27 protein-coding genes, 3 pseudogenes and 1 riboswitch are annotated in these 27,000 nt (G+C 36.5%); of the genes and pseudogenes, 8 read left to right on the top strand and 22 right to left on the bottom strand.

The features are described 5' to 3' along the window. Positions 1–15 precede the first annotated feature (15 nt). The 4 genes from RCG19_RS10650 to RCG19_RS10635 all read right to left on the bottom strand — a co-directional run bounded on the left by RCG19_RS10650 (position 16) and on the right by RCG19_RS10635 (position 5,369). Positions 16–1,170 (bottom strand): mannitol-1-phosphate 5-dehydrogenase, encoded by a 1,155-nt coding sequence (locus RCG19_RS10650; protein ID WP_308110748.1) that lies wholly within the window; start codon positions 1,168–1,170, stop codon positions 16–18. After that, a complete protein-coding gene (locus RCG19_RS10645) occupies positions 1,171–1,608 on the bottom strand; it encodes a PTS mannitol transporter subunit IIA (RefSeq protein WP_308110747.1) in 438 nt (145 codons plus the stop codon). 2 nt (positions 1,609–1,610) lie between these two features. Further along, a complete protein-coding gene (locus RCG19_RS10640) occupies positions 1,611–3,734 on the bottom strand; it encodes a BglG family transcription antiterminator (protein ID WP_308110746.1) in 2,124 nt (707 codons plus the stop codon). 207 nt (positions 3,735–3,941) lie between these two features. After that, positions 3,942–5,369 carry a PTS mannitol transporter subunit IIBC gene (locus RCG19_RS10635; protein WP_308110745.1) on the bottom strand — a complete coding sequence of 476 codons (1,428 nt, stop codon included), beginning with the start codon at positions 5,367–5,369 and terminating at the stop codon, positions 3,942–3,944. A 194-nt stretch (positions 5,370–5,563) separates the two neighbouring features. On the opposite strand from RCG19_RS10635, the gene RCG19_RS10630 reads away from it, so the two are divergent. After that, entirely contained in the window at positions 5,564–6,436 is an 873-nt protein-coding gene (locus tag RCG19_RS10630; protein ID WP_308110744.1) for an alpha/beta hydrolase, read from the top strand. 95 nt (positions 6,437–6,531) lie between these two features. Here RCG19_RS10630 and RCG19_RS23720 read toward each other — a convergent pair whose 3' ends face one another. The 3 genes and pseudogenes from RCG19_RS23720 to RCG19_RS10620 all read right to left on the bottom strand — a co-directional run bounded on the left by RCG19_RS23720 (position 6,532) and on the right by RCG19_RS10620 (position 8,776). Continuing rightward, entirely contained in the window at positions 6,532–6,867 is a 336-nt protein-coding gene (locus tag RCG19_RS23720) for a PilZ domain-containing protein (RefSeq protein ID WP_374049592.1), read from the bottom strand. Between the two features lie 152 nt (positions 6,868–7,019). After that, positions 7,020–7,346: a YnfA family protein gene (locus RCG19_RS10625; protein WP_308110743.1), complete on the bottom strand. Its 327-nt coding sequence runs from the start codon at positions 7,344–7,346 to the stop codon at positions 7,020–7,022. A 267-nt stretch (positions 7,347–7,613) separates the two neighbouring features. Continuing rightward, positions 7,614–8,776 (bottom strand): annotated as a pseudogene (locus tag RCG19_RS10620) (Gfo/Idh/MocA family protein). Between the two features lie 220 nt (positions 8,777–8,996). Here RCG19_RS10620 and RCG19_RS10615 point away from each other — a divergent pair. After that, a complete protein-coding gene (locus RCG19_RS10615; protein WP_308110742.1) occupies positions 8,997–9,773 on the top strand; it encodes an IclR family transcriptional regulator in 777 nt (258 codons plus the stop codon). Positions 9,774–10,459: 686 nt separating this feature from the next. Here the strand turns inward: RCG19_RS10615 and rpiA are convergent. The 8 genes from rpiA to RCG19_RS10575 form a co-directional block, all read right to left on the bottom strand. After that, positions 10,460–11,131, bottom strand: a complete 672-nt coding sequence (rpiA, locus tag RCG19_RS10610; RefSeq protein ID WP_308110741.1) for a ribose-5-phosphate isomerase RpiA — start codon at positions 11,129–11,131, stop codon at positions 10,460–10,462. Positions 11,132–11,505: 374 nt separating this feature from the next. Next, a complete protein-coding gene (locus RCG19_RS10605) occupies positions 11,506–11,991 on the bottom strand; it encodes a hypothetical protein (protein ID WP_308110740.1) in 486 nt (161 codons plus the stop codon). A 14-nt stretch (positions 11,992–12,005) separates the two neighbouring features. After that, positions 12,006–12,416, bottom strand: a complete 411-nt coding sequence (locus tag RCG19_RS10600; protein WP_308110739.1) for a CBO0543 family protein — start codon at positions 12,414–12,416, stop codon at positions 12,006–12,008. A 260-nt stretch (positions 12,417–12,676) separates the two neighbouring features. Beyond that, complete coding sequence (locus RCG19_RS10595; RefSeq protein WP_308110738.1) at positions 12,677–13,279, bottom strand: alpha/beta hydrolase; 603 nt, start codon at positions 13,277–13,279, stop codon at positions 12,677–12,679. A 25-nt stretch (positions 13,280–13,304) separates the two neighbouring features. Next, a complete protein-coding gene (locus RCG19_RS10590; protein WP_308110737.1) occupies positions 13,305–13,913 on the bottom strand; it encodes a flavin reductase family protein in 609 nt (202 codons plus the stop codon). Between the two features lie 23 nt (positions 13,914–13,936). Further along, positions 13,937–14,875, bottom strand: a complete 939-nt coding sequence (locus RCG19_RS10585) for a ring-cleaving dioxygenase (protein ID WP_308110736.1) — start codon at positions 14,873–14,875, stop codon at positions 13,937–13,939. 128 nt (positions 14,876–15,003) lie between these two features. Next, positions 15,004–15,402: a DoxX family protein gene (locus RCG19_RS10580; protein WP_308110735.1), complete on the bottom strand. Its 399-nt coding sequence runs from the start codon at positions 15,400–15,402 to the stop codon at positions 15,004–15,006. A gap of 65 nt (positions 15,403–15,467) precedes the next feature. Beyond that, complete coding sequence (locus RCG19_RS10575) at positions 15,468–15,893, bottom strand: MarR family winged helix-turn-helix transcriptional regulator (RefSeq protein WP_207343096.1); 426 nt, start codon at positions 15,891–15,893, stop codon at positions 15,468–15,470. Positions 15,894–16,054: 161 nt separating this feature from the next. Between RCG19_RS10575 and RCG19_RS10570 the strand changes: the two genes are divergently transcribed. After that, the gene (locus RCG19_RS10570; RefSeq protein ID WP_308110734.1) at positions 16,055–16,372 is read left to right on the top strand and encodes a hypothetical protein; all 318 of its coding nucleotides are present in this window, start codon (positions 16,055–16,057) and stop codon (positions 16,370–16,372) included. 321 nt (positions 16,373–16,693) lie between these two features. Here RCG19_RS10570 and RCG19_RS10565 read toward each other — a convergent pair whose 3' ends face one another. Further along, positions 16,694–17,710, bottom strand: a complete 1,017-nt coding sequence (locus tag RCG19_RS10565) for a zinc-binding alcohol dehydrogenase family protein (protein ID WP_308110733.1) — start codon at positions 17,708–17,710, stop codon at positions 16,694–16,696. Between the two features lie 128 nt (positions 17,711–17,838). On the opposite strand from RCG19_RS10565, the gene RCG19_RS10560 reads away from it, so the two are divergent. Together RCG19_RS10560 and RCG19_RS10555 are read left to right on the top strand one after the other, a co-directional pair. Further along, positions 17,839–18,201: a winged helix-turn-helix transcriptional regulator gene (locus tag RCG19_RS10560; RefSeq protein WP_308110732.1), complete on the top strand. Its 363-nt coding sequence runs from the start codon at positions 17,839–17,841 to the stop codon at positions 18,199–18,201. A gap of 119 nt (positions 18,202–18,320) precedes the next feature. Continuing rightward, entirely contained in the window at positions 18,321–19,520 is a 1,200-nt protein-coding gene (locus RCG19_RS10555) for an IS256 family transposase (protein ID WP_308109556.1), read from the top strand. A gap of 1,196 nt (positions 19,521–20,716) precedes the next feature. On the opposite strand, the gene RCG19_RS10550 is transcribed toward RCG19_RS10555, so the two are convergent. The 4 genes and pseudogenes from RCG19_RS10550 to RCG19_RS10535 form a co-directional block, all read right to left on the bottom strand. Then, on the bottom strand, positions 20,717–21,361 hold the full coding sequence (locus tag RCG19_RS10550) for an FMN-binding negative transcriptional regulator (RefSeq protein ID WP_308110731.1): 645 nt from the start codon (positions 21,359–21,361) through the stop codon (positions 20,717–20,719). Positions 21,362–21,382: 21 nt separating this feature from the next. Next, a complete protein-coding gene (locus RCG19_RS10545) occupies positions 21,383–21,901 on the bottom strand; it encodes a spermidine/spermine N(1)-acetyltransferase (protein WP_308110971.1) in 519 nt (172 codons plus the stop codon). 26 nt (positions 21,902–21,927) lie between these two features. Beyond that, a complete protein-coding gene (locus RCG19_RS10540; protein ID WP_308110730.1) occupies positions 21,928–22,380 on the bottom strand; it encodes a MarR family winged helix-turn-helix transcriptional regulator in 453 nt (150 codons plus the stop codon). 193 nt (positions 22,381–22,573) lie between these two features. Beyond that, positions 22,574–22,672: riboswitch (guanidine-I (ykkC/yxkD leader) on the top strand. 46 nt (positions 22,673–22,718) lie between these two features. Beyond that, a pseudogene (locus RCG19_RS10535) lies at positions 22,719–22,820 on the bottom strand (QacE family quaternary ammonium compound efflux SMR transporter); the annotation flags it as partial. A 21-nt stretch (positions 22,821–22,841) separates the two neighbouring features. Between RCG19_RS10535 and RCG19_RS10530 the strand changes: the two are divergent. Together RCG19_RS10530 and RCG19_RS10525 are read left to right on the top strand one after the other, a co-directional pair. Continuing rightward, a pseudogene (locus RCG19_RS10530) lies at positions 22,842–23,084 on the top strand (multidrug efflux SMR transporter); the annotation flags it as partial. After that, positions 23,084–23,398 carry a DMT family transporter gene (locus RCG19_RS10525; RefSeq protein WP_308110729.1) on the top strand — a complete coding sequence of 105 codons (315 nt, stop codon included), beginning with the start codon at positions 23,084–23,086 and terminating at the stop codon, positions 23,396–23,398. The pseudogene RCG19_RS10530 and the gene RCG19_RS10525, both read left to right, overlap by 1 nt. 422 nt (positions 23,399–23,820) lie before the next feature. Here RCG19_RS10525 and RCG19_RS10520 read toward each other — a convergent pair whose 3' ends face one another. Then, the gene (locus RCG19_RS10520; protein ID WP_308110728.1) at positions 23,821–24,927 is read right to left on the bottom strand and encodes a DUF3800 domain-containing protein; all 1,107 of its coding nucleotides are present in this window, start codon (positions 24,925–24,927) and stop codon (positions 23,821–23,823) included. A gap of 452 nt (positions 24,928–25,379) precedes the next feature. Here RCG19_RS10520 and RCG19_RS10515 point away from each other — a divergent pair, with 452 nt between their 5' ends. Next, complete coding sequence (locus RCG19_RS10515) at positions 25,380–25,814, top strand: hypothetical protein (RefSeq protein WP_308110727.1); 435 nt, start codon at positions 25,380–25,382, stop codon at positions 25,812–25,814. Between the two features lie 229 nt (positions 25,815–26,043). On the opposite strand, the gene RCG19_RS10510 is transcribed toward RCG19_RS10515, so the two are convergent. After that, on the bottom strand, positions 26,044–26,868 hold the full coding sequence (locus RCG19_RS10510) for a hypothetical protein (protein ID WP_308110725.1): 825 nt from the start codon (positions 26,866–26,868) through the stop codon (positions 26,044–26,046). Positions 26,869–27,000: the final 132 nt, after the last annotated feature.

Here is a 27,000-nt window from a genome sequence, read left to right as displayed (position 1 = left end):
CGCCCTGCTTTTTTCTTATTTCTTTTCCAGTTGCTTGTATTGCTCGATAATTCCTTGAAAGAGTCTCGATCCCGGTTCAAGTTGTGTGTATTTTTGAATTGCCGCTTCAACACCCTGATCCTTGATAACAGTTTGCACTTGGACGGCTTCCTCATCACCTTGAAAATCATACAACAGAGCTGCAGCGATTCCCTTCAATAGATACTCAGGCTGTTTTCCAGTCACTTCAACATATTGTCTTGCGGGACTGACTAGGCGATCATTTGGCCCAAGTTTACGAATTGGCGAGCGGCCAACCCTTGTTACCTCGTCAATAATATAGGCATTAGAAAAACGGCCAATAATCTTTTGAATGTACCTATGATGTTCTTCTTTATTAAAGCCATATTTACCCACTAAAAATTCGCCACTTTCCTTAAGTGACCCTTCAACCAGGCCGCGAATCTCTTGATTCTCCATTGCCTGATTAATTGTCTCCGTTCCAAAATAATAGCCAAAGTATGCTGCAAGTGCATGCCCGGTATTAACAGTGAATAGCTTTCGTTCAATATAAGGTACTAGCTCTTGAACATAGGTAATCCCCTTAACAGGTGGCTTTTCGCCGATTATCTTCGGCTCCTCTACCACCCATTCATAAAACGGTTCTACCTTCACCATGAGTTTATCCTCATTCACCTGATTCGGGACAATCCGATCTACCGCGGAATCAGGAAAGCCAAAGCGCCCTTCAAATTGTGTCTTTTCGTCTGCTGTTAGCTTTTCAAAAATCTTCTCTTTTAAGAGCGAACTGCCGCCAATCATATTTTCACAAGCGATAATAGTGAGCGGCCGATCCGTTTGTTCGATACGTTTACGCAGACCATCTGCAATCAAACCGGCAATCAGCGGAAGAATATTCGGCCCAATGGCAGTTGTTACTAAATCGGCTTCCGCAATGGCGGCTATTACTTGCTCAGGGTTTGCTGCACTATTGATGGCTCTTACATTTTTAATCGTGTCCTCTTGTTGGGCCGGTTCTGCAAGTACTACCCGGTATTCCTTCTTTTCATTGAGTAAACGGACAATCTCATCGTTTACATCGACAAAACAAGTTTCATAACCGGAATGATATAATAAATTTCCAATAAAACCCCGACCAATATTTCCCGCTCCAAAGTGTACGGCCAACATTTAGTTCACCTCTTCAAAAATGGATAGAATCTCATCGGCCGATTTTGCAGAAACTAGCTTTTCAATATTTTCTTCCTCCGAACAGACAATGGCAATCTTCGAAAGAATGTCTAGGTGTTCATTATCTTTACCGGCGATCCCAATTAACAGTTTAACGATATTTCCGGCGCCAAAATCCACGCCTTGGGGAACCTGAACAAAGGAAATGCCTGATTCCTTCACAAACGACTTTGAATCCTCGGTGCCATGTGGAATGGCAACAAAATTCCCCATATAGGTAGAAGTCAATTGTTCTCTTTCCAGCATTTTTTCAATATAGTTTGGCTCGACATAGCCTTTTTCAACTAGAATACTTCCGGTCAATTTAATTGCTTCCTCTTTAGAAGCCACAGCGGCATTTAATAGAATATTTTCTTTTGCTAGAATTGATTTTGTCATGATTAAACACTCCTTAATTCTTTTAACTTTTCGTTGAAAAATTGATCTAACCTTGCTGTGAGTAATTCCATGATTCTGTCATGGTCATGTGATTGGAAAATAGTTGTGTTTTCTTCACTTTCAATTAACAAGGTGCTTAAAAAACTCAATACCTCTAAGACCTTTTCAGATGTATTTGCTGGTGATAGCAGTAATACTACTACAGTCATTTCCATATCGTTTTCATCCATACCCGCAACGTTTACTGGTGTTTGCAAAACGGTAAGATCAAAGCATGGCTCTACCACGTGTGAAGAACGCGTATGGTATAGGGCCATACCTGTTTCAGGAATACCAATCCCCCCTAACCTTTCCCTTTCAAGGATCTTTTGAACAACGATCTCCACGTTGTCAATTTTCCCTTCTTGATAGAGCCTTCGGCAGGATTGGGTTAGAATTTCTTCCGTCGATTTGTACACGCTAAGTTTGTTCACTTCGAACCCCTTAAGAATCGTAGCAATCGTTCCAGCATAATCGTGGATATGTTTCATTTCCTCGATTAACCTTGCAGAGCTTTTATGGCCTTTACTCGCTTGGATCGCAATAGGAAGCTGTCTCTCGGAATTATTCACGATCTTATATTCATTGATAAAGGTACGAATCTTTTCAATCTCATCTTTATTTAAAAAGGGATTGACCACAATATAATCCGCCTCATAATCAGGAATCGGAATGGTGGAAAGGACTAACTGATACTGATCCTTATTCATCTTTTTGAATTCCATAACCGAAACATTTTGAATATGCTTCAACTCAGGGAATTCTCTTTGCAATCTCGTTGCCAGCATCTTCGAGGTACCAATTCCACTTGAACAAACCACCAGCGTTCTTACGTTTACAAGCTCTCGGTTTCCCATAATCGCTGCGCCAAAGTGCATCACCAGATACCCTGTTTCCTCATCTGGTACATAAAAGTGATGAAAAACCTGCGTGGTTGCTTGTTTAACAATACTAAACAAATCTGTATAATCTCGTTTTATTTTATCTAACAATGGGTTGCTTATCCCCATTTTTTGCTTCATCCGATAAATAGCCGGCTTTAAATGGGTGACAAGCCCCTCAAATAAGGAGCGATTCGCCGATAAATCTATCCCTGTTAATTCGCTGACACGTTCAATTAGTTTTTTGGTTTTGACTGCAATCTCTAGGCCTGTTTCCTCATTTAAGTATTCATTATCATGTCGTACCTTCGCACCCTTTAGGTGCATGGTAATGTAGGCAACCTCTGCCTTCGGTATAGTAATAGTAAAAACTTGCTCTAACCCAGTAACAATTTTTTCGGCAAATTTATATTCTTTCGATACTCTTTGTTCTTCAAAATAAGTTTGGTTAATCGTTATTCCTTCGCCCTTTTGGATTCGTTCCACAGCCAAGGCTACATGAACGACTAATCCAATATAGGCACTATCGGCCATTGAAAATGGTAATTCTTGAACAATGGAATTGACTATTTTTTCAACAATGACAAGCTTCTTCTTATCAACAAGTCCCATCAATCTCTCAGAGATGGAATGAATTTGCTGCGCACCGCGCTTTTGAATATTCTCTCGTGTTAAGGAGAGAATTTCTGCCTCATCCAGATACTCAGAAATTAAATTGCTCATCGCCCTTCGTTTAGCGCCTTCATCCCCGTCAATTTCGACCCCATAACCTCTTCTTCGGACCAGTGCCAATCCAATGGTTTGTAATCTCTCTTCTAACTTTGTTAAATCAGCGCTTACCGTGGCAATCGTGACATTTAAGTCGTTGGCAAGACCAAGTAGTTTTACGGGCTCATTGGTTTCTAAAAGCTCACATAAAATGATCGTTTGCCGTTCTTCCGGTGTGTATTCTGTATGGGAAAGATTAAACAAATAGAGTTCAAGTTCCCGCACTTTGTTCGTGTCACCAATGATTTGAACGCCAACCCCCGACTTTTTTTGCAATGACAGAGTGTATTCTTCAAGAATATCTTCTACATTTTTTAAATCACGGTGGATGGTTCTTGCACTAACACCAATTTGGTCAGCAAGGTCTTTCACGGTCGTTTCATCCGTATTCTTTAATAAGATTTCAAGGATTTGTCTTTCTCTTGCGGAAATATACATATTTCACACTCCTAAAAGTTGACCGTCAGCCTCCTAGCTTATGTTGTTGCCAAAATTAAAATATTATACTGACAATCTAATTTTAATCCCGCAATATCCTTTATACAACATGAGCTAGTTATAAATTAGTCAACTTCATTGTTGACATTATTAAAATACGAAAGGAAAAAAGAGCCTAGTCACGTTCCCTAGGCTCTTAGCTGTTTGTTATGACTCTTTCTTTAATGAATTAACTAATTCATCATATCTTGGACTATTTAAGAAGTTTTCTACGGAAATATGCTTGGCATTTGGAAGCTTTGCTTTCGCACGATCCGTTAAGTCTTTATGTGTCACAACCACATCAGCATCTGCCGGTAAATTACTAATCGCTGTGTTAATAACCCTCACATCTAGACCCGCTTTTTGCACTTTGTTTCTTAGAATGGAAGCACCCATTGCACTAGAACCCATTCCAGCATCACAAGCAAATACGATCTTGTTTACATTATCAGGATTGATCTCGTCTTGTTTCGTTAAGACAGAACTTACAGAACTCTTTTTACCCTTCATTTCTTCCATTTTTGCTGTTGCAGAAGATAAATCTTCTTCCTCTTCTGTTGTCTTACTTGTTTTAAGAATCAAAGCTGCCACGGCAAACGATACAGCAGTTGCGACAACCACACCAGCAAGTGTTGCAAAATAACCACCCTTAGGTGTCATCGCAAGTAGGGCAAAGATACTACCTGGTGATGGTGCTGCAACAAGACCTGCATCAAGAAGATTGAATGTGAAAACTCCACTTACGCCACCCGCCATTGCGGCAAAAATTAACATCGGCTTCATTAAGATATATGGGAAGTAAATTTCATGAATACCACCCAAGAAGTGGATAATAACCGCACCAGGTGCTGTTTGTTTTGCTGTCCCTTTACCAAATAGCATAAAGGCTAGTAGAATCCCTAAACCAGGTCCAGGGTTTGTTTCTAATAAGAACAGAATCGATTTTCCTGCTTTTGTTGCTTGCTCAATTCCGAGTGGGCTTAAAATCCCATGGTTAATGGCATTATTTAAGAATAGGACTTTTGCCGGTTCAATAAAGACGTTTGCTAATGGTAACATATTATGGTCGATAATAAATTGGACACCATTTGCTAAGATTTTGCTTAGCCCTTCCACCACTGGGCCAACACCTTTATACGCTCCTAGTGTTAACAAACCACCTAGAATTCCTGCTGAGAAGTTATTAACAAGCATTTCAAATCCAGATTTAATTTTTCCATGCACAAGTTTGTCAAAATATTTAATGACAATACCACCAATAGGTCCCATGATCATAGCGCCTAAGAACATCGGGATATCTGTTCCAACAATGACACCCATTGTTGCGGTCGCACCTACAACCCCACCACGAATATCGTAAACCATTCGACCACCGGTAAAACCAATTAATAATGGCAATAGATAAGTGATCATCGGGCCTACAAGTGTGGCTAGATCCTTATTAGGCGCCCAGCCTGTTGGAATAAATAGTGCGGTAATTAGCCCCCACGCAATAAAGGCCCCAATATTCGGCATGACCATACCGCTTAAATAACTACCGAACTTTTGTATCTTCACTTTTACATCTGATTTATCTTTAGCTGTTTCATTCATCTTTTTTCCCCCTTCAACTTATTTGTTGAACTTCTATCTTCATAATAAAGCGGTTTCATTCCCTAATCAATTTATACAAAATTTCATTTTGTCACGATGATTGTTGCCAACATTTTTTTTTTGGTTTTTGGAGAAAATATCCACATGCTATCATTGATAAGTTTTAAGCAGCACAACTAGAAAGGATGGTCACCGTGGAAAAGCTCAGCATATTTAAACAAAGGAAATATTATGTATCGCTACTACTTCTGCTTCTTCTCCTTGTAGGTTCATCTGTCTATTTTTTCGGTCATACCTATGGACAAGAAACCGCTCAGTTTAACATTCCATATGGAGATGATCCAAAACAAACGTTAGATCTTTATAGCCCCAACGCCATTATCAGTCAAAAACAGCCAGTGATCATCTATGTTCATGGGGGCAGCTGGAAAGCGGGGACTAAAAGCAATGTAGCGGAGAAACCCTCATTCTTTACAAGGGATGGGTATGTATTTGTGTCCGTCAATTACAGGCTATATCCTCATGCCACCTATCAGCAAATGGCTGCTGATGTGGCCTCAGCCGTAAAGTGGGTCCATGATCACGCGAATCAATACCAAATCGATCGAGACAACATCCATTTAATGGGCCACTCTGCTGGGGGACATTTGGCCATGCTTATTGGAACTAATCCCACCTATTTAGGGAAAATCGGCCTATCACTAAATAGAATTCATTCCATTGTAAATTTGGATGGACCGATTGATATTAACCAACTTGTTCAAGGGAATCCAGGCTATCAAACAGTTTTCGGCCATGACACGAATGCACGGGCAGAGGCATCCCCACTTACCTATGCGGGAAATAAAAATCTGCCGCCCATCTTCCTCGTATCAAAAGGGGGAAAATCGACTGAAGCTTTTATGAATAAAGCTGCTGCCGCCGGTAATATCGTGGGTTCCTTTGAAACAAAAACACTTACACATCGTGAGGTGACAAAACTGTTTGGCGTTAGCAGTAGTTCAGTTGAGGCCCAGAATATGACAACAGCTGTGATGGAGTTTTTGAAACGGGCAGGAGAACAATAAATATCATTTAAAAAAATCTAAGGAAGCCCGGGTTTATCCCGGTAACCTTAGATTTTTTTTAAAAACAATGATAAAAAAGTTAACCTTCATTTCTTTTAAACTTTTTGTTCATGATAACTATAGTTAAATTGTAAACCATATTCAAAGATGTTATTAATAAGATCTCTTTTCCTAATTATTTTCCCGTACAGGACAAGTTCTCTACCAGATATTGTTATCTTGACCCGATAGGTGGTTAAAAAATTTATCATAAATTCGACTTTACTAACGAACCTAATTCCCCCCGCACTCATATCAAGAGCATAAATCGTAACTTCATTTGTTGGTTCGGTCTTTTCTTTGAATATAGAGGTGACGGATTCAATGGACGATTGAATTGGTCTATTGAACTTTACTCTATTGAATTCCCTACGACTAAATAAATCGTGCATGTAGATCTCCCCAGGTTCTTTGCCTTTGCCAATAATGAAATACTGTCACTTAGAACTTATTCCTTTAGGTAATTTTTAACAGTTTACCAGTATTTACATTTTACACCATGAGTAAAGAATTTGAAATATTAATTTAAGAGACGTGAAGAAATCTACTGCCTCGGCCCCCAAAGGATAACGGTGACTCCGACTAAACAAATGGCCGCCCCAATCCAGTCGTATGTATCGGGTGCTTTCTTATCAACGCCCCAGCCCCACAAGATCGAGAGAATAATAAACACGCCACCGTATGCCGCATAAACCCTTCCAAACGAAGGAAACTTTTGAAAGGTAGGGATTATTCCGTATAGGATCAAAATAATACCGCCGATTATTCCGTACCAATAGGGTTTGCCTTCCCGTAACCAAATCCAGATTAAGTAGCCTCCGCCGATTTCAGCAATTCCTGCAAGAATGAATAAAAATATTGTATAAATCATATTTCTCCTTTTCTATATGCATTTTACTATGCAGCTTATTCCATTCAACTTTATTGCGAAAATAAATTCCCTTTCCATTGTATCCTACATTATTTACAATTGAATTTTCAAACTACTATATATCAACAACAAACCTCACGTTTATAAGCGGAACGTGAGGTTCTTTTGGTACTATTCTATTTCATACTTCATAAATCACCGGGTCATCCTTCATTTATTTCTATTTATAGCAAGGATTTATTTATTAAAACTCTTTAAGCAATTCGCTCAATACGTTCCCGATAAATCTAAAGTGATGTTCGTTACATGCTTTTTCTCAAATCTGGAGGTATCCATTTTTTCTTGCAATTTTTCAAAATAAAGGTCCGGTTCAACTGGTAATTCTACCGTTTCATTTAACCATGAGGATAAATAAATGGCGTTTGAAATATCTAAGGCCTTTACTCCCTCCACACCTGGTGAAAGTAATGGTGCTCCATTTACAATTGCCTCAATCCAGTTTTGGATAATACTTGTATGATTTCCATTATCACTTTTTACAGGGATTTCAACTTTACGGTATTCAGGCTGACCAAAACCGCCTGTATATGATGCATTAAATTCACGTTCCGATTGGACAAGCTGGTAAAAAGTAAGTTGTTCATTTTCGACAACGAGCTTCCCTCTGTCACCAACCATTTCAAGACGATTGGTACCTGGTGCTTCACCTGTCGAAGTAATAAATACACCTGTTGCACCGTTTTCATATTCCACATATGCCGTAACATCATCTTCTGTTTCAATATCATGGTATTTTCCTAAACCACACATTGCCCGTACCCGCTTTGGCATCATTCCTGTCGTCCATTGCCAAATATCTAATTGATGAAGTGCTTGATTTAATAGGACGCCACCGCCTTCGCCTTTCCAGGTGGCTCGCCATTTACTTGAATTATAATAACTTTGTGGTCGGTAAGTGTCGGTCACAATCCAATTGGTTCGTTTCATTTCGCCTAGTTGACCTGATTGAATTAGTTCCCGTACTTTTTGATACAGGGGATTTGCTCTTTGGTTATACATAATGCCAAACACTTTTCCAGTAGATTTCGCTGCGTCATTCATTCCAACACATTTTTTGTGTAGACACCTGCAGGTTTTTCAATGAGGACATGAATCCCTTTAGCAAAGGCCTTTTTTGCTAGCTCTGGATGACTATAATGGGGGGTTGCGATAAGGACAGCGTCAATTTCTGATTCATTAAAGAATGTTTCTTCATTCCGAAAAATTTGTACATCTCCTGTTGTATGATTTTTCACCCATTCTATTCGAGCTTCATTACTGCTGCAAATTGCCGTTAAAGCCGCTCCATTGATTAGCCCTTTATCAAGCAATTGAACATGTGAACTGCCCATGTTTCCTATTCCGATTACACCAACCTTAACTAGTTCCATCCCTAATCCCCCCTATTCATTCATTTTCTATGATTTAACCACGATGTGGTACACATGTATTGTAATTCGGTTAATACAAGTATAATGAATGGTTAAAACTTTTGTCAATTACGAATGTCTTCTTTACACTTTACTCCGTGGAAATACACGATTTTCACTGCTCATAATAACATTTCAAATATGATAGAATTGTTATATAAAGAGGAAGGAGCACAAACTTTTGAACATCGATAAACAGGATAATAAAAATAAACCCTCTAGTGTTCAGGTTATCTCTCGTGCGGCTAACATACTGCGAATTCTAAGAGAACATCCGAAGGGATTAAGCCTGTCACAGATTGCAAAAGAAGTGAACTTAGCCAGATCGACAGTTCAAAGAATTGTTGCTGCACTTGAGCAGGAAAATTTCGTTGCAGCAGCTTCCCAGAAAGGTGGTATCCGTCTCGGACCTGAGATTGCCATGCTTGCCGCTGCTGTCCATAGTGACCTTAGAGAAGAAATGAGGCCATTTTTAATCCAACTATCTAACCAAGTGAATGAAACAGTCGACCTTTCTATATTAGATAACGGAAAAGTGCTTTTTGTGGATCAAATTATTGCAGCACATCCACTACAAGCGACTTCACAACCCGGTGCCGCCTTTCCATTACATTGCACGGCTAACGGAAAGGCTATACTCGCCTCACTACCTGTAGTCGAGGTTGAGAAACTATTGCCGGAACATTTAAACCAGTACACTGAAAACACGGTTACGAATCGAGAAGAACTGTTAAAGGAATTAGAAGTGATCCGAAAAGAGGGAGTTGCATTTTCAAGGGAGGAGCATATCCACGGAATTTGTGCGGTAGGCGCAGTTGTCTACGATAGTATGGGAAATTTGAGCGCTGTCTCCATACCGCTGCCAGCTACTCGTTTTTATGGGAATGAAGAAAAGCTAACGGCATGCCTTCTGAAGACTTGTCAACTCCTCAACCAGCACTTTGATGTTCAACAATAAGAAAAACCCGGGAGAAGCTTCTAACGGGTTTACTTTTGGGTGCAAAACGCCAATTCTCTAGTTAATTAACAATAGAAATCACAATAAATTCGCATATAAAAACGCAAGCGAAATGAAAGTCATATTGGCATCGTTATTGGTATATAACTGTAAGGCATAAAAATGACGTTTTCTTGAATAAGATGTCTTGTCCTTAATCGCCTAACAAGCCAAAGTAAAATAAGCGGAGGTTTTCCGTTTAAATGCAGAATGGAGCTCATTTTGGGGTAAATAAGGGGGGATTTTCCGCTTATGCAAGAAAAAACCTCCTAATTTTTCATTTTTTGAATCGATAGACGGAATCTCTCCGCCTATTTAATCCCTTTTTAACAATAATTTCTAATTAGGCGGAAATCCTCCGTCTATTTATCAGCTCGGTGCTTACTTAGTACACAGGTATGTGTCTTTTCTTTTTCTAATATTCCACACTACATTTCCAGTGTTTTGGAAAATAAACTTGTTTTTATTTCTTTATTCATAATTCAAATCACAACACATTCACTCACACTTCAATAATTATTTCATACCCTGTGAATTACACTGTGAATTTGATGGCGAATTCAAGTGCGTTGTACAATGTTTGCGCCTCTGAGGTGAACCCGTTAAGAAGCTTCTAACGGATTTTTCTTCTGTTTTATGTTATTAACCTATACTCTTCCCATAACAATAATGTTCTTTTCTGTATTTAAGGTAATAACTTTATCTGTCCTTCCAACAAAGAGGCCATTTTCAACAACACCCGGGATTAGATTCAAGTTTTTCTCAAGTTCCCCAGGTTGACTTATTATGGGGAATGCGCAATCGAAAATATAGTTCCCATTATCGGTTAAAAATGGGGTCCCATTGTTTTGCCTTAGCTGTGGGTTACATCCAAGACCTTCGATATGTTTCATCGTCATTTCATAGCCAAAAGGCACCACCTCTACTGGAAGTGGGAACGCCCCTAATTTATTCACTCTTTTGCTGGGGTCTGCTATAACGATAAAATATTTAGCTGCTGTTGCGATAATTTTTTCTCTTAAAAGGGCACCTCCTCCTCCTTTTATGAGATTAAAATCATCATCCACTTCATCTGCACCATCGATTGCCAAATCAATTTGTTCGATTTCATGAAACTCGACAAGTTGGATTCCTACCTCTTTCGCCAATTTCTCCGTTTGAATTGAAGTTGGAATTCCTTTGATAGACAGCCCCTCTTTCACCAATTTTCCAAGTTTAGAAATGGTATAAAATACTGTAGAGCCTGTTCCAAGTCCAACTACCATACCATCTTTCACGTATTCTACAACCTTTTCTCCAACCATTTTCTTATCATTCATGGATTTTTATCTCCCATTTACTAATAGTCAATTCCCTCATATGTTAAATATGTACAAAAGTTATTCTTTATACAAATCATAACTTTTCTTTATTTAGTAGCTTTATATTTAAAGTTACATATTGTAACTATGATAGTTCAGCAATTTTCTTAGCAGTTGTATGAAAAGAAACTCATCATTTTCAAAGATTATTACGTTTTCAATCAAACGATTGATTAGCTTTCAAAATACTAATCAACTGTTTGTTTAAAACCTATGCTATCACTTATAAATGAAGGGTCTTATGCTGCCTTTTGATAATTTTTCAAGAAAGAAGGGCTATATACCAGCTAATGTTCCTCAAAAAGAGCCCATGCAAATAGGCTCTTTTTGAATTAAGAAGGTCTCCCACTGTAATGAGTTTTAGAAGAAGTCTTTATTACTATATAACGAATGATAAATCCAATTCCTAACCCAGGTATCAAAGATAATATAGGAAGCCAAATAGGACCAAATGATACACCGAAAAATATTTTTGGAGAGTACATAAGACCCACTGTGACAAAATAGGCTCCAAACGCAAATGGGACAAATGATAACCGAGGATTCTCACCTTCCGCAAATTTATAGGCATCATACATGGCAAACATATAAACACATGGATAAAACATAAGCCATTGGTAATCAACCACTCCGGCAGCCTCATCTATCTTCCCAAGAAAACTTAACATGATCGCTTGATTAAATAAACTGTTTACATTAATGATGAATTCTAAAAGGATAAACAGTACTCCTTTTACAAGGTGACCATTTAATAATTGACCGAAACCCGGAAAAGCAATACTCCAAAGAATTGCTTCTAACTTATTCGTTTTATTCATACTATCAACCTTTATTATTCGGTTATATTTTGATTACTCTTTATTTTATCTACTTTTTTTATTAATCCCACTAAACCTCTAATCGTAAATAAAGTAAAACTCACACTCCCGAATGTATGAACTGGTGTCCATTTTTTCCATTTAAATAATCTAGAATTCCTTTCAAAATACCACTGACCGATACTCATCGGAACGCTAAACACCAAACTTTTCAACAAGATTTTTCCTAAATTATCGTTATAGGACATTTTCACCCAAATGACACTTAAAAGAGGAAAAAACAACATGTCATAAATAATGTTAGTTTTAAAAATCTTCCCTAAAGGACGAACTGGATATTCAATTTTTTTTGTTCCGACAACATAAGCATCAACCAAAGTCGCAAGGACCCCTTTGGAAAAAAATATAACAAGGTTTTCTCTCATTTTTGAACCCCTAAATAGAAAGGGCAGGGCAACTATACACAAACTAGTGAGTAAATGTAACAATCTTTTCTCCAATAGTTATCATCCTTTTTTATTTACTATTTTTTAAAATTACCCTTAAAGAATTATTTATACCTTCTCTTAATTGCTTGGATGGTAATTATTTAATAAAAATAAAAAAGAGGGCCAATATCTTCTTTTCTAATAAAAAGATGGGACATTGACCCTAAAACATGATTCCTTTGAAATCCTTTATTTGATTATAGCTTTTGATACCAAGTTGCTGCGGCTTGGACTTCTTCCATCGTTAGTTGATGGCCTCTATCTTCCCAATGAAGTTCCACATTAGCATTCGCTTTTTCCAAGATCGATTGTAATTCAGCCGATTCCATTGGCAAGCAAATTGGATCATTTGTCCCGGCAGCAATGAACACAGATTTTCCTGCCAAATCAGGGAGATCAATTCCCTTTCTAGGTACCATAGGGTGATGAAGAATTGCACCCTTTAGTGCATTTTGATAGTGAAATAATAAACTCGCAGCAATATTCGCACCATTTGAGTAACCAACTGCAATCATATTATCACGATCGAACTCATACTTTTCTGCTGCTTCATCAAGAAATTCATTTAATTCCTTTGTTCGAAAAATTAGATCCTCTTCATCAAAGACACCTTCTGCTAATCTGCGGAAAAACCGAGGCATCCCATTTTCTAACACATTGCCACGAACGCTTAGTACATTTGCCTTATCATCGATCATTCCTGCAAGTGGCAGCAGGTCTAATTCATTGCCACCCGTACCATGAAGCAATAATAATGTTGGTTTTGTTGGATCTTGTCCCTTATTAAATATATGTTTCATGACTGTTCTCCCTCCAGAACACAACCTATTTAGGTCGTTCTATTTCAAAAATTTCACCTATTTTGGCGTAATTATTTCCAGCCAATCGACTTACAGCAGCTAAGCCACTAGGGTCGATTCTTCCATTATCATAAATATCATCTTCAATGTGAAATTGAACAACTTTTCCTATAATAAAATCACACCCAGGTGCATCTAAACCTCCCAATTCCAAAGAATGCTCTAATGTACATTCCATTCGAATTTTCGCTTCCTTTACACCTGGTACAGCAATCCTTACACTGTCAACCGGAGTTAAATTAGCTAACACAATTTCACTCTGTTGAGGAGGAAGGCTTGCAGCTGTTTTATTAATTTTTTCAACATTTTGTTCGTCAACAATATGAACCACAAATTCCTTAGACTCGATGATGTTTCTTGCTGTATCTTTTTGTCCTCCCGCAGACCGTTGAATAGACAATGATATCATCGGGGGATTAGATGATACGATAGTAAAATAACTAAATGGCGCTCCGTTCAAAACCCCGTCTTTTGAAACCGTTGTGACGAAAGCAATCGGTCTAGGTATGATACTACCAATAAGAAATTTATAATTTTCTCTTTCAGACAATGAGGCTGGATCAATCGAAAGCAAAGAAATCAGTCCCTTTCGTAAAATTAGTCTAGTTCTCTTACTTCAAATGGCAGCAAACCTCGTTCAATTTGTGCTCTATGTGGCTCATACTGATCTGGCAGCATCAACTTTTCACCCGTTGTTTCCTGTGACTCATCGTGCGCAAATCCTGGTGGGTCAGTAGCAATTTCAAATAGAATTTCCCCGTGCTCTCTAAAGTAAATGGCATTAAAGTAATTTCTGTCTTGTACAGGGGTAACTCCATACCCTTTGGATGCAACGTATTTTTTCCAATCTAATTGATCTTCATCATCAACAGCCCGCCATGCAATGTGGTGTACTGTACCCACACCCATTTTCCCACGTCCAATAGGGGTTAATTTAACGTCAATAACATTTCCGATATCCGCAGTTGAACGATAACGGGCGTAATCACCTTCATTACCGACTAATTCGAGTCCCATTACTTTTTCTAGCAATTCAGCCGTTTTGTTAGGCTGGGTCGATAATAGTGTTGCTCCGCCAAAGCCTTTTATTGCAACCTCTCCTGTTACATCGCCGAAAGTCCAATTATTGACTTCCCCTTCTTCTCTTTCAACGATTTCTAAGTGAAGACCGTGCGGATCATCAAATTCTAAATATTGCTCTCCAAAGCGTTCGATTTTAGTAAAAGGAACATTGAACTTTTTTAATCTTTGTTTCCAAAATCCCATGGCACCTTTCGGAACTACATAAGAAGTAACCCCTACTTGACCATCTCCAATAACCCCCGAACGGGCTCCCGCCCATGGAAAGAAGGTAATAATGGTTCCTGGCTTTCCACCTTCATTTCCAAAATAAAGGTGATACGTACCTGGATCATCAAAATTGACTGTTTGTTTTACCATTCGTAATCCTAATACACCGGCATAAAAATCTACATTTTCCTGCGGATGTCCAACGATTGCAGTGATATGGTGAATACCCATTGTTTTTTTACTCATTCCTGTCACCCCTTTATAATGTATAATCTACCTAACTAATAGAACATGATATCTTATTTTATTCCTAGTACCGGATTTAAAAACTCTAGTTATTAACTTTACTTTGAGAATCTCTAAACTGAGGTATATTAAAATAAAAAGGCATCTACTGAATATCTACCTGGACCACTTAAAGCTATGCCAATTGAAACTGCAAGTAATGTAAGGTTATACTCGTATCCATTTGATGTTGACCAAATTCCGTTTGCACCATGCACTTTAACTATAGTCATAACCATTGTTCCTGCAATCATGATTCCTGCAAGCGGGGTCAATAATCCTAACGTGAACAAAACGCCCCCAATAAGTTCTGCTAATCCAGCGAAAAGAGCCATGGTTACACCCGGTTTTATACCAATAGAATCAAACCAGCCTCCAGTACCTTTTAAACCATAACCGCCGAACCAACCAAATAATTTTTGGGCACCGTGACCTACAAATAGTAACCCCACTACCAACCGAATAATGAATAAACCAAGATTTATCATTTTAAAATCCTCCTCTATGATATGATTTTTATCTCGAATCTGAGATATTAGTTCAAAAAAAATCATTAAACCATTTTATCATTTACCTTTTTTAAAAGTTCAACGAATAGTTCAGACTCCATAGAAGTTAAAGAACTAAACATGTGATCAACCCATTCCTGATGGATCGGCATAATATGTTCCATCAAATCGTTGCCATCATCAGTTAACGTGACATGTATTGCTCTACGGTCATCTGGACAGGCACTCCGAGTTAACAATCCTTTCTGTTCCAATCTATCAATAACATACGTCATAGAACCACTAGAAATTAATATTCTGTGACCAATTTGCTGTATGGTTTGTTTTCCTTTGAAATAAAGCACCTCTAGAACAGAAAATTCCGTAATACTAAGATTGTTTTTTGTCATTTCCACCTTCATTTTTTCCTGAACTGTTTTAGATGTTTGCATTAAAACAAGAAAGGGCAAATTTGTGCATTTTCTGTTCACCTATTTCACCTCCTCAAAAGTATTCTTAAATTGAATATCTTGAATATGAGATAATAATATCACTTATCATTTTTATTGTCAATGTCTCTCCTTTTCCAGAAATAAATTCCAATTTATGTTATTATTTAAATATACAGATAATTAAAAGGGGATATAGGATTATGAAGACTTTACTTAACATCATCATTACCATATTAGTGTTAGTAGGGCTATGTTACGGAATAACGTACCTTACCCATACAAAATTCATTGATTATTCATTTGTAATTGGAATGGCAGCAACCATTATTATATGGTTCTCTACCTCAAAGGGTGGTTTGACATCACGAAATACGGATATGATTATTCAAGGGACCACAGGCATTAAAATGGAAGGTCAAAAGTTTGAGTTTTCGCCTAATATTGCCTTTTTCACATCCTTGGCTTATACCATTCTAACATTTGCTGCCATGCTCTATCATTATCGGAGTTATTTATAAAATGAAAAGAGACCCAATTCACTTAAAAATGGATTGTGCCCTTTGGTGCGCTGCTAAGGAATACAACTTTAAAGAATTGACCTTCTTATAAAGAAACTCAATCTCCTGTGAATCCGATAAAAATAGAAATCCCTTAAACAAAAGGCGTGCATCATTAAGATCCATTTGATACGCCTCATTTTTGAACCATTCATTCCATAATTGATGAATCCAATTTATCTGATATTCCTACGGAATGTCAATACTTAATTCCGTATCCGCTTCATGGTAAGGTAAGATTATTTTTACCCAGGGAACGACTTGACTAGCCAAGGAAACATTTTAATTTTCGATTACAACTTTTCCAATCATTCCTCCAGTTTCAACCAGTTTATGAGCTTTTCTTATACTTTCAGCATTAATTGGAGATAGTTTTTTATTCATTGTAGTCTTAATGATTCCATTATCTATTAAATCACTGATTTTATTTAATAAGAGATGTTGATTAATCATATCTTCAGTTTGATACATAGAACGAGTAAACATAAATTCCCAAACAAATGTTACACTTTTACTCTTTAGTACATTAAGGTCAAGCGGATTTTCATTTTCTACAATTGAGCAAATTTTCCCTTGAGGTTTTATAACATCCGCCATACTTTCCCAATGTTGGTCGGTGTTATTTAAACAAAGGATATAGTCCACGTGTTCTATTTCAACCTTTTGTAATTGTTCCTTAAATGATTCATGATGATTTATGACATAATCAGCACCAAAATCCTTGACCCAATTCTCTGTTTCAATCCGTGAGGCAGTTGCTATAACGTTAAGACCAGCCCACTTTGCTAATTGGATTGCAATTGAACCAACACCCCCTCCCCCGCCTATGATTAAGATATTATTCAATTTATTTACCTCTATATTGTTAGTATTAATTTCTAAACGTTCAAACAATGCTTCCCATGCTGTAATTGATGTTAAAGGTAATGCAGAAGATTCCGCATAGGTAAGTATTTTAGGTTTACTTCCAACAATTCTTTCGTCAACAAGATGATATTCACAATAAGTCCCAGGTCTTGTAATACTTCCTGCATAGAAAACTTCATCTCCAGGCTTAAATAACTTACATTCTTCACCAACTTCAACTACGACTCCACTGGCATCCCATCCAAGGATTTTAGGCTCGTCTTCCACCTTATCTTTTGGTGAGCGGACTTTAACATCAACTGGGTTAATAGAGATTGCATTTACTCTAACAAGTAGGTCTTTCCCTTTAGGAGTTGGTTTTTCCAATTCAATATCTAAAAGGCTTTCTTTATTCTCAATCGGTAAATATTTTAACAATCCAATAGCTTTCATTTTTATCCCTCCATTAAATTTGTCTTCCCTTTAAATTATAAGAAGTAATCATAACTTATGTAAGAAGGCACATTTATGTTGTATAGTATACTTAATGTTACTACACCATTATTTAGGAGAGATACTTTATGCGGAATAGAAAAAGCGGGTATGGGTGTCCAGAAGGTTGTCCCGTAGAATCGACATTAGATGTTATTGGTGGGAAATGGAAAGGGGTTATTTTATATTATCTCCTTAATGGCAAAAAACGCTTTAATGAATTACGTAGGTTAATGCCTGGAATTACACAAAGAATGTTATCCCTGCAATTAAGTGAATTGGAGAATGATGGGATTGTAAATAGAGAAGTTTTTCCTGAAGTTCCTCCCAAAGTTGAATATTCTTTAACTGAGTTTGGAAAAACGTTAGAGCCTATTATTGTCCAGATGAAGGATTGGGGTGAAAAATATAAATCAAGAATTAAGGAAAATGAAAGAATAGTTAAGGATTAAGATGAAAGACAAAAATGGTAACCCTGACGGTGCGGAAAAAGTTGTGTAAATACGTTTGAAATCAATCCTCCTTGGCGAAAATTAGGATAAAATAATTTTCCCAAGGAGGATTTTTCGACATGAAGTTACCAAAAGAATTAATCAGAGAAATTGTAAAGGAAGAAAAATTCACGAGTACCAATCAAATCATGGAAACGATCAAAGAAATGTTTTCTGATATCATGGGCGAGGTACTGCAGTGTGAAATTGAAGATCAGCTAGGTTATGAGAAACATCAGCGCCGGGGTGATGCACCAAGCAATTACCGAAACGGCTCAACAAAACGGAAATTAAAGACACAATTTGGAGAAGTTGAAGTTAGTGTTCCTAGGGATAGAAATGGCTCGTACGAGCCCAAAATTTTGGACAAATATCAAAGAAGTGTGGACGGTCTGGAAGAAAAGATACTGTCTCTTTACGCTCACGGCATGTCCACTAGAGATATTCAGGAACAAGTCAAGGATCTCTATAATATTGAGATTTCTTCTGAGCTAGTTAGTAAGATTAGCGAAAAAATTATTCCGCAAGTAAATGAGTGGCAAAGCCGTCCGCTTGAAGCCTATTATCCTTTTATATTCATGGATGCCATTCATTATAAAATTCGGGATAATCACCAAATTGTATCGAAAGCAGCCTATGTCGTTTTAGGAATCAACAATGAAGGATATAAAGAAATATTAGGGATCTGGGTTGGAGGAAATGAAAGTAGCAAGTTTTGGTTAGGTGTGTTGAACGATTTGAAAACGAGAGGTGTAAAAACGGTTAATCTTTTCTGTGTAGATGGACTTACAGGGTTTAGAGAGGCCATTCAAGCTGTGTATCCTTTTGCCGGCATTCAACGCTGTATCATCCACCAGATTCGTGCTAGTACCAGGTATGTTTCTTATAAACACATCAAAGAGTTTGTAGCAGATCTAAAAAAGGTATACACTTCCATAAATGAAGAAACAGCCTTAGAAAGACTCATTGAATTTAAAGATAAATGGGGCAAGGAATATCCTTCTGCTGTTAGGTCATGGGAAGAAAATTGGGATATTCTGGCCACCTTCTTTGCATATCCTCCAGAAATTAGGAAAATAATATATACTACGAATATTATAGAAGGGCTGCATCGTCAATTTAGAAAAGTAACAAAAACAAAGTCTATTTTTCCTAATGATGATAGCTTAAGGAAAATGCTTTACTTGGCAGCTCAAAATATAACAAAAAAATGGACAATGCGTTATCGTAATTGGGATATGATCTTGAGCCAGCTTGAGATTTTAAACCAGACATCATAATTGGGGACTCTGTCCCCAAACCCCTGAAGTTTATCGCATTTGTTTTCCCTAAAACGGACACAAAAAACGGACAGCATAGATCCGTCCGTTTTAGGGTAAAAGCCATAAAACCGCTCGGGTTGCACTTCTGCATTGCCCTATCCTGTTTTATGGTAAAAGGCAAGTATAGTATTGCCAGATTATATTTTTTTCATACCTATTGTTTTTCGCCTTGCGAAGATTGTCGAATATTACTTACACAAGATTTTACGCAGACCCGTAACCCTACTTATCTCATCCCTTTCCATTCAACTGATTTTCCTCCAGTCTTGACCAAACCATTTTATTTAAGGACATACATTATTGTTTAAGGACAATGTTTTTTAAGGGTGTTCATTTAGAAAGAGACATGAATTTGAATCCCACTAAAAAGACCCAACCCTAAAATTGGATTGAGTCTTACTTGATCAAATTTTATTACATCAATGTTGAAAAGTACTTTCCAAATCAGTTCCCGACTTTGTTGTCATTGAACACTTTTATACCCCTGTAACTTTCTTCTTCCCTCGCCAAATCCCCCTCAACCCCTACTCCCTCTTGACTCTACGCCCCTTTCACCCCGTTATGCAATGGAACTTAGTTCTTCCCCAAAACCCCCATTTTCGCCCTCATTTTTCCTTCTCGGGTTGTATCGAATATTCGGACAATGTTATTAAGTTCGTACCTGAATGGAGAGAAGTATCAGGAGAAAAGACGGAAAACGAAGCCATTTTGGGATGGTTTTACTGTTGGTAAACACACTGAAAAGAGATTGGAAATCCTACGGATTTAGTGATTGGGAAACAACTGAACCCCTAACTGGACAAGGGATTGAGGATATATTGGACAAAACAAAAAGACTGGACCACTATTGGATCCAGCCTGAAATATAATTGATTTTACGATTGAAAAATGATTGAGTACATATTGTTCGCCTGCTCTTTTTTCCTCACTCTTCCTTCCGCTCTGGATACCAACTATTTAACAGTAGGTACCGACTTTTTAGCTTAGGGAAGAAGAAAGAAACAGGGACATATAATAGAAAAAAGAATAAAGAAATAAGAAGGGTTGCTAATAACCCTAACCCTTGTTCAGATAAATCCCATTTACTTAAAGTATCTATCACAAACTGAAGAAAGGGTGTCAAGTCGACAGCCCGGTACCTTTTTTTAATTCTTTCATCTTAGGCTTGAATCATTGTTCGCTATTTTTTTTAATCTCTTTTTCATTAGTTCTGCCATTTGATTCGAGTTTGGATTTTGTTCATTTTGTAATTTGTCAATGATGTTATTGTAATCTGCTTCATTTCGATTTTGGCTTAATTTATATGCAGCTTGAACTTCTTGTATTTTAATTTTAAATCCGACAATACCGTTGATTTGTTTTTTAGTTTTTTGTGATAGATTTTCCCATAAAACTGGATTCTTACGCTGTCCTTCGTATTTTTGCAATAATAATTTAAGGTCTTCTTCTAACTCTTGTTCATTCATAATACTAGCTGTTCCATATACATGTACAGCTTGATAATTCCAGGTTGGTACATTTTCCTGTTCATACCAAGATGATGAAATGTATGAATATGGACCTTGATACATAACAAGGACATTATGATTTTCAAATTCGAACGTTTTCCATTGAGGGTTCGCATAAGCTATATGTCCAGTTATATAATAATCTTCTCCTTGTTTATGCAATTCCAATGGTAAATGAGAGGCTATAGGTTTATCTTGTTTTGTCGTTACAATAGTTCCAAAAGAGTTCGTCTGAATAAATTCTCGGATTTCATCAAAGTCCGTAACTTTAAAATACCTAGGGATATACATGATAGTCCACCTTTCAATGGTTTATTTAAGGGTTCTTATCATTACAAAGTCCGTTTGTTCTTCATCACCCATATAAAAAGAGTGGGCTCCAGTTTGAATAAACCCCATTTTCTTATAAAAACCGATAGCATTTTCATTTTTTTCCCATACACCTAGCCAAATTTTGCTTTTATTTAGTTCCATCGCAATTTCCATAGCTTTATTTAGCAGATATTTACCTATCCCATGTTTTTGAAATTTGTTCTTTATATAAATCCTCTCAATTTCAAGTGATTCATTTCCCATTTCTTCAGATTGGGCATCATTCGTATTGAGCTTTAAATATCCAGCAGTTTCATTATTAAAATACACAAAAAAGAATTGCGAAAAAGGATTGGATAGTTCTTTTTCTAATTGTTTTAAGTTAAATGCTTTTTTCAAATAGGACTTCATATTTTCTGGAGAATTCTGATCCTCGAATGTTGCATTGAATGTTTCTATACTGATTTTTTGAAGTGTTTGTAAATCTTCGAACGTGCACCTTTTCATCCTTATAGTCATTTTGAAATGTCTCTCCTTTTCCATTCTCAATAATTTCTTTTGTTTCCCTTTTTTACATATTCCCAGTCTTTTTCAATGTTCTTTCTTACCCTTTGAAGAAGATTGAAAATGGTTTCAGTCTCTGTTTCACTAAATCCAGATAATGCCACAGTATTGGAATAATCATTTTCACTTTTTATAGATGGATATACACTTTTCCCTTTCTCTGTCGGAAATAGTTTTTTAATTTTTTTATTATGTGGGTCATCTCTCTTTTCAATAAAGCCATTCATTTCTAGCTTTTTTATAGCACGTGATGCTGTTGTTCGATCTACCTTTATCATCTCAACTAACTTTTCTTGAATGGTACCTGGGTTTTCACAGATTCGTACAAGGTACAAATACTGCCTTTTTGTGAGATCAAATTCTTTAAATTCTATATTACTAATAGAATCTAATGCCCTTGCAATCATTCCAATTTCACGAAGAACTTCCTTCATTATGAACTCCTTAACACATTTATTTTTATTGCAAATGTAATAAAATCCTAAGTTTATTTTAATTCGGCTTTGTTGCATTTGCAATAAAAAATAACGAAAAAAATTCGAGTAAAAAAAGCTGAATAAAGATGGAGGTTTTTCATGACCTTGACTAAATTTAAAAATTGTGTATAATACAGGGTAATTGCATAAGTTGAATGTTTTCTAGGGTTCCGCAACAGTCAATGTTGGTCTGGTCCGAGAGAAAACTCACAGCTTTGCTGTGCCACGGAAGGACAAAAGCCTGGGAGAAACTGTTTTTACAGTTTTCTCTTAGGCTTTTTTTGTTTTCTTGGAAACGTTCCAGTCCAAGTCCAAAAGTTATCAGCATGTTTTAATCCAATAACCCAAAATACTTCGAAAAAAGCAGCAATAAATACTTTTACCCAATCTTTGTTCATTTGTACAACACCTCCAAATTTAGCATTATTGCTATCATCATCAGCTTTTATTTAATGATAATGGCAGGAAGAAAGCTGCCTGTAGGTACTGTGTATGCAGTTTTTGTTGGGTTAGGAACAACTGGAACTGTCTTTTCTGAAATCCTATTCTTTGATGAGCCTCTTAAAATGGAGAAAATACTTTTAATTTTAGTTCTTTTAGCTGGAGTTGTTGGTTTGAAATTAGTTACAAAAGACCAAGTTCAGGAAGGGGATGAAGTCTAATGGCTTGGATTTCTTTAATTTTAGCAGGTCTGTGTGAAATGTTTGGTGTTGCTATGATCAATAAATTGCACAAAGACCGTAATTGGCAATCATTAGTTCTTTTAATTCTTGGATTTGGAGCAAGTTTTATATTTCTTGCTTATTCAATGGAAACACTTCCTATGGGTACAGCTTATGCAATTTGGACAGGAATTGGTGCTTCTGGTGGAGCAATTTTAGGCATGATATTATATGGCGAATCAAAAGATTGGAAAAGGCTTATTTTCATAGGTATGGTATTGGGTGCTGCTGTGGGTTTAAAACTCGTCTCATAAAAGAGTTATCGTTTTGTTTGTAGTATGCAGAAGATAATCTATCTATTAAGCGATTATCTTCTTTGCTTTTTAAGGTATTGCACAGGTTGTTAACATTTCTACAATTTGTTTTCAGTAGACTTAGTATTTTCCCTCATTACTGTCCCTTACCCGTCTACTATGTCTCTTTGGGACACTTTTACCTCTTGGATTGGACAGTTATTGAGGAATTAAAAAAGGGACGAAGTCCTAATGGATCCGCACCGAATTGATATTGATTTTTTATTGAAAAAACCGATTGAATAACGATTGATTACATAATAGACTGCCCGCTGCTCTTCCCGCTTCCTTTGCAGTTTGGATACCAACTATTTAGCAGTAGGTACCGACTTTTTAGCATGGAAACCAACTATAAAGCAGGGAGATATAATCTTTATTAGAACTTATAAAAAATCATATTCTAAAAAGAAGCTAACCTTTAATTCAAACTCATTACTACTAACGCTGTGCTTAAATCCGGTACTTATATCAAGAGAATGAAGCAAAATAACCTGAAATTTTTTCATTTTGACTTTTTGTAATTCTGAAAGCCCATTTAATATTTCACTTAAATCTTGTATATTAACAGATTCCAAAAAAGCCATCCAATAACGCAAAACACCTACAATCAAATCAGATATTTGCACTAAGCGTTCATCTTTTGAATCTACAAATTTATAGTTTATGACTTTATGTCCTGATAACTCTATTGGATTAGCATTCAATAGTTCTTCGACATACAACTCGTGATCAAAAATATGGTTTGCCTTTGGAAAAGTAACTATTAAGTTAGCATAAAAAGTTGAATAATCACTTATTGCAACCTTATCTTCATTATCTTCCAGAAATACTAGCTGTCGGTTTCTATAGTTTTTTAGTGATTGCCGTAAATATTCAAGATGAAAATCATCACCAATGTTTACAGTCCATATCCAATCAACAATTTCCCCAACAAACTTTTTATGATTTTTGATGTTGGGATAATCTACTTCAATTAGCAAACTAATAAACCAATCTTGGTATTCCTTAATCAATGAATAAAAGCGATCTTTCAGTTCTCTATTTAAACCTGGCCCACCGAACCACGACTCCTCCATTGAATCCACTATATCAACGATTGTGTAATAAAAATTATCAACATAAGAATAATGGATTGAGTATTGTTTTTCGAGAAGCCAATCAATAAGTGTAGTTACTCTCGATTTTGATAACAAAGATAAAAAGTCTTGTGCGTTTTGACGAATGTGCTTAAATTTAACTTCAGTTGCATTTCCCTGTAATTGAAATTTAGAAAATAGTTCATCAATATCATCGTCAGAAGCCGCATTATCAGATTCAAAACCAATTCCACCTAGAATAAAGAACTCGTGTTCATTAACGTTAAACCCAGCATCTGTCAATCTAAAAGTACGAGGATTATTAGTTTCGTCATAATACAATATGTACTTTTTATCTATATTGGTTACGCCTCCTTCAGAGGCAATAAAGTTATATATTTGAGAATAATCCATTTTCGGCTCCCCCGTTCGTTTTCTGTTAATTCAATACCTAAGTTTGCTTTTACCTACAGTGACGAAATATTTCCTATGTCTATTATAACAACCAACTGTTTGAATCTTTGGAAGGAATCAGAAGAAAAGACGAGAAACATATCAAGTATGAATTGCATTTCAGTTAGGAAACGCACTAAACTGGATTACTAATGGACCCAGCCTCGAATTTTGATTGATTTTAGATTGAAAAAACCCATTGAATAACGATTGAGTACATAATAGACTGCCCTCCGCTCTTCCTGCTTCCTTTGCTGTTTGGATACCAACTATAGGGCATTGGGTACCGACTTTTTTAGCATGGGGAAGAGGAAGGGAGTAGTAGAGTATAGTGATAAATTACCCATAATGCTTTGTTTGTCTCCAGATGCTATAATTTCAATAAATAAATCAATTAAAGAGGATTGACCCATATGAAGCCACTGAAGGTAATAGCACGTGAATGGATTAACTCACTATATGGAAAATATTCATTAAATGAAAAAGAAACATTATTAATGGATTATCCATTTTATTTTAAGTTAGAAGGATTTGCAGATGAACCAGAGGTCTATTTACGGACAACAGTCGACGGCATGGAATTTGGATATGAGGCTACTCAATGGGGCGGATATATGCCATCCCCAGTTCCAGGAGTATATAAAAAACATTCGTTATCATGGGAGACCTTGCAGTCACTAAACAAAGAGCAACAGCAAGAGATAATCCTTGAGTTGCTAATGAAAACAATTAATACAAGAAAAAGACAATATCGAAAGTGCCAATTCTGCGGTGAAAAAGTTGCGGTTGAACATCGGTTTGATAAAGATACCTGCCATGGTTGTGAGCATTTTGGTGTGGTGTATTAAGATTACAAAAAATCTTTTTGTCCAATAAAAAAGACAAGGAATGCGAATATATTGAGTAAATAAAAGGACTGGATCAATATTAAATCCAGCCTATAAGACTACCCACTACACGTCCCGTTCCCTTTGCTGTTTGCAAACACACTATTTAGCAGTGTGTACTACATTTAGCATAGGGAAGTGGATTTAATAGGAAGACACCTATAATACAGACTCACTCACTTTTTCCTCACTATGAAGGTAAGACCTTATTTATATATTCCTGCCAGTAATCTTCATCGCCATCAATCTCATGAAGCCAACAATACATTAATAAGATTTCAAGAAATTGTTTTTTTCCTCTGATAAATGGTTTTTTAGAAATTCTTCTATGTAATGAATTAATATTGAATAAATTACTTTTTTGTTTATAGTCGTATTCATATTTTCGCCAACTATCTTTGCTTCGGATTCTATGCTTTACATCCCAAGTTTCCTCATTGTTAAAAAAGCAAGACACATAATTTGAAGCAAAAGTCAGCAAATTTACTTGGTATTTGTCCCACGTCTTTTTAATCCACTCTTCTACTTCCTCTGATATATAGATATTTTCAAAATCCATTTTTGGATTGCTTTGAATACGATGATGGTCTTTGATGAAAAGGAAAAGCATTTCCGTCTGCTCTTTCAGAAAATGATTTTTCTTTATGAGTTGAGCGTAACAATCATAAGAAACACTGCGAAACTCTGGCTCAGTGTTGTATAGATAAAACAAATCATCTTTTTTAAGGTAACTAACAATGGAACGATTCAGCTGTTTGTCATACTCATCATAAATTCCTACTAACCATTCCTGAATCTCAGATTCATATTGTCGAAGGGAGCTTTTATACTTTTCAAGACGCTCTTCGTTTAACACTGTTTTTTCATCCATTTTAGATTCATCAAGGTATTGATTGAAATACTCAAATATATAGTTCATACACGTTTGCATATTTTGAGCCTTTGACTCAATATCAAATTCATTAATACGATCTTCTTTTTTTCTTTTTGAAATGAATTCTTCAAGAGAAAGCATCCTTATTCACATCCTATTTTATCTTCCCATACCATTTCACTATTTATTATACTAAATTCCCTTTCTAACCTTTATTCCTATCCTTTGCCCATCTACTATGTCCCCATCGAAAATTAACTTTCCCACGCTCCT

The organism is Neobacillus sp. OS1-2 (assembly GCF_030915505.1).
Taxonomy (GTDB): Bacteria; Bacillota; Bacilli; order Bacillales; family Cytobacillaceae; genus Neobacillus.
The sequence above is the reverse complement of the archived record's forward strand: the minus strand, read 5'-3'. Positions and strand labels throughout refer to the sequence as shown.

Coding starts and splice junctions, on each gene's coding strand:
- RCG19_RS10650 (WP_308110748.1), bottom strand. CDS start 1,170: ATGTTGGCCGTACACTTTGGAGCGGGAAATATTGGTCGGGGTTTTATT.
- RCG19_RS10645 (WP_308110747.1), bottom strand. CDS start 1,608: ATGACAAAATCAATTCTAGCAAAAGAAAATATTCTATTAAATGCCGCT.
- RCG19_RS10640 (WP_308110746.1), bottom strand. CDS start 3,734: ATGTATATTTCCGCAAGAGAAAGACAAATCCTTGAAATCTTATTAAAG.
- RCG19_RS10635 (WP_308110745.1), bottom strand. CDS start 5,369: ATGAATGAAACAGCTAAAGATAAATCAGATGTAAAAGTGAAGATACAA.
- RCG19_RS23720 (WP_374049592.1), bottom strand. CDS start 6,867: ATGCACGATTTATTTAGTCGTAGGGAATTCAATAGAGTAAAGTTCAAT.
- RCG19_RS10625 (WP_308110743.1), bottom strand. CDS start 7,346: ATGATTTATACAATATTTTTATTCATTCTTGCAGGAATTGCTGAAATC.
- rpiA (WP_308110741.1), bottom strand. CDS start 11,131: ATGAATGATAAGAAAATGGTTGGAGAAAAGGTTGTAGAATACGTGAAA.
- RCG19_RS10605 (WP_308110740.1), bottom strand. CDS start 11,991: ATGAATAAAACGAATAAGTTAGAAGCAATTCTTTGGAGTATTGCTTTT.
- RCG19_RS10600 (WP_308110739.1), bottom strand. CDS start 12,416: ATGAGAGAAAACCTTGTTATATTTTTTTCCAAAGGGGTCCTTGCGACT.
- RCG19_RS10595 (WP_308110738.1), bottom strand. CDS start 13,279: ATGAAACATATATTTAATAAGGGACAAGATCCAACAAAACCAACATTA.
- RCG19_RS10585 (WP_308110736.1), bottom strand. CDS start 14,875: ATGAGTAAAAAAACAATGGGTATTCACCATATCACTGCAATCGTTGGA.
- RCG19_RS10580 (WP_308110735.1), bottom strand. CDS start 15,402: ATGATAAATCTTGGTTTATTCATTATTCGGTTGGTAGTGGGGTTACTA.
- RCG19_RS10570 (WP_308110734.1), top strand. CDS start 16,055: ATGAAGACTTTACTTAACATCATCATTACCATATTAGTGTTAGTAGGG.
- RCG19_RS10565 (WP_308110733.1), bottom strand. CDS start 17,710: ATGAAAGCTATTGGATTGTTAAAATATTTACCGATTGAGAATAAAGAA.
- RCG19_RS10560 (WP_308110732.1), top strand. CDS start 17,839: ATGCGGAATAGAAAAAGCGGGTATGGGTGTCCAGAAGGTTGTCCCGTA.
- RCG19_RS10555 (WP_308109556.1), top strand. CDS start 18,321: ATGAAGTTACCAAAAGAATTAATCAGAGAAATTGTAAAGGAAGAAAAA.
- RCG19_RS10550 (WP_308110731.1), bottom strand. CDS start 21,361: ATGTATATCCCTAGGTATTTTAAAGTTACGGACTTTGATGAAATCCGA.
- RCG19_RS10545 (WP_308110971.1), bottom strand. CDS start 21,901: ATGACTATAAGGATGAAAAGGTGCACGTTCGAAGATTTACAAACACTT.
- RCG19_RS10540 (WP_308110730.1), bottom strand. CDS start 22,380: ATGAAGGAAGTTCTTCGTGAAATTGGAATGATTGCAAGGGCATTAGAT.
- RCG19_RS10525 (WP_308110729.1), top strand. CDS start 23,084: ATGGCTTGGATTTCTTTAATTTTAGCAGGTCTGTGTGAAATGTTTGGT.
- RCG19_RS10520 (WP_308110728.1), bottom strand. CDS start 24,927: ATGGATTATTCTCAAATATATAACTTTATTGCCTCTGAAGGAGGCGTA.
- RCG19_RS10515 (WP_308110727.1), top strand. CDS start 25,380: ATGAAGCCACTGAAGGTAATAGCACGTGAATGGATTAACTCACTATAT.
- RCG19_RS10510 (WP_308110725.1), bottom strand. CDS start 26,868: ATGCTTTCTCTTGAAGAATTCATTTCAAAAAGAAAAAAAGAAGATCGT.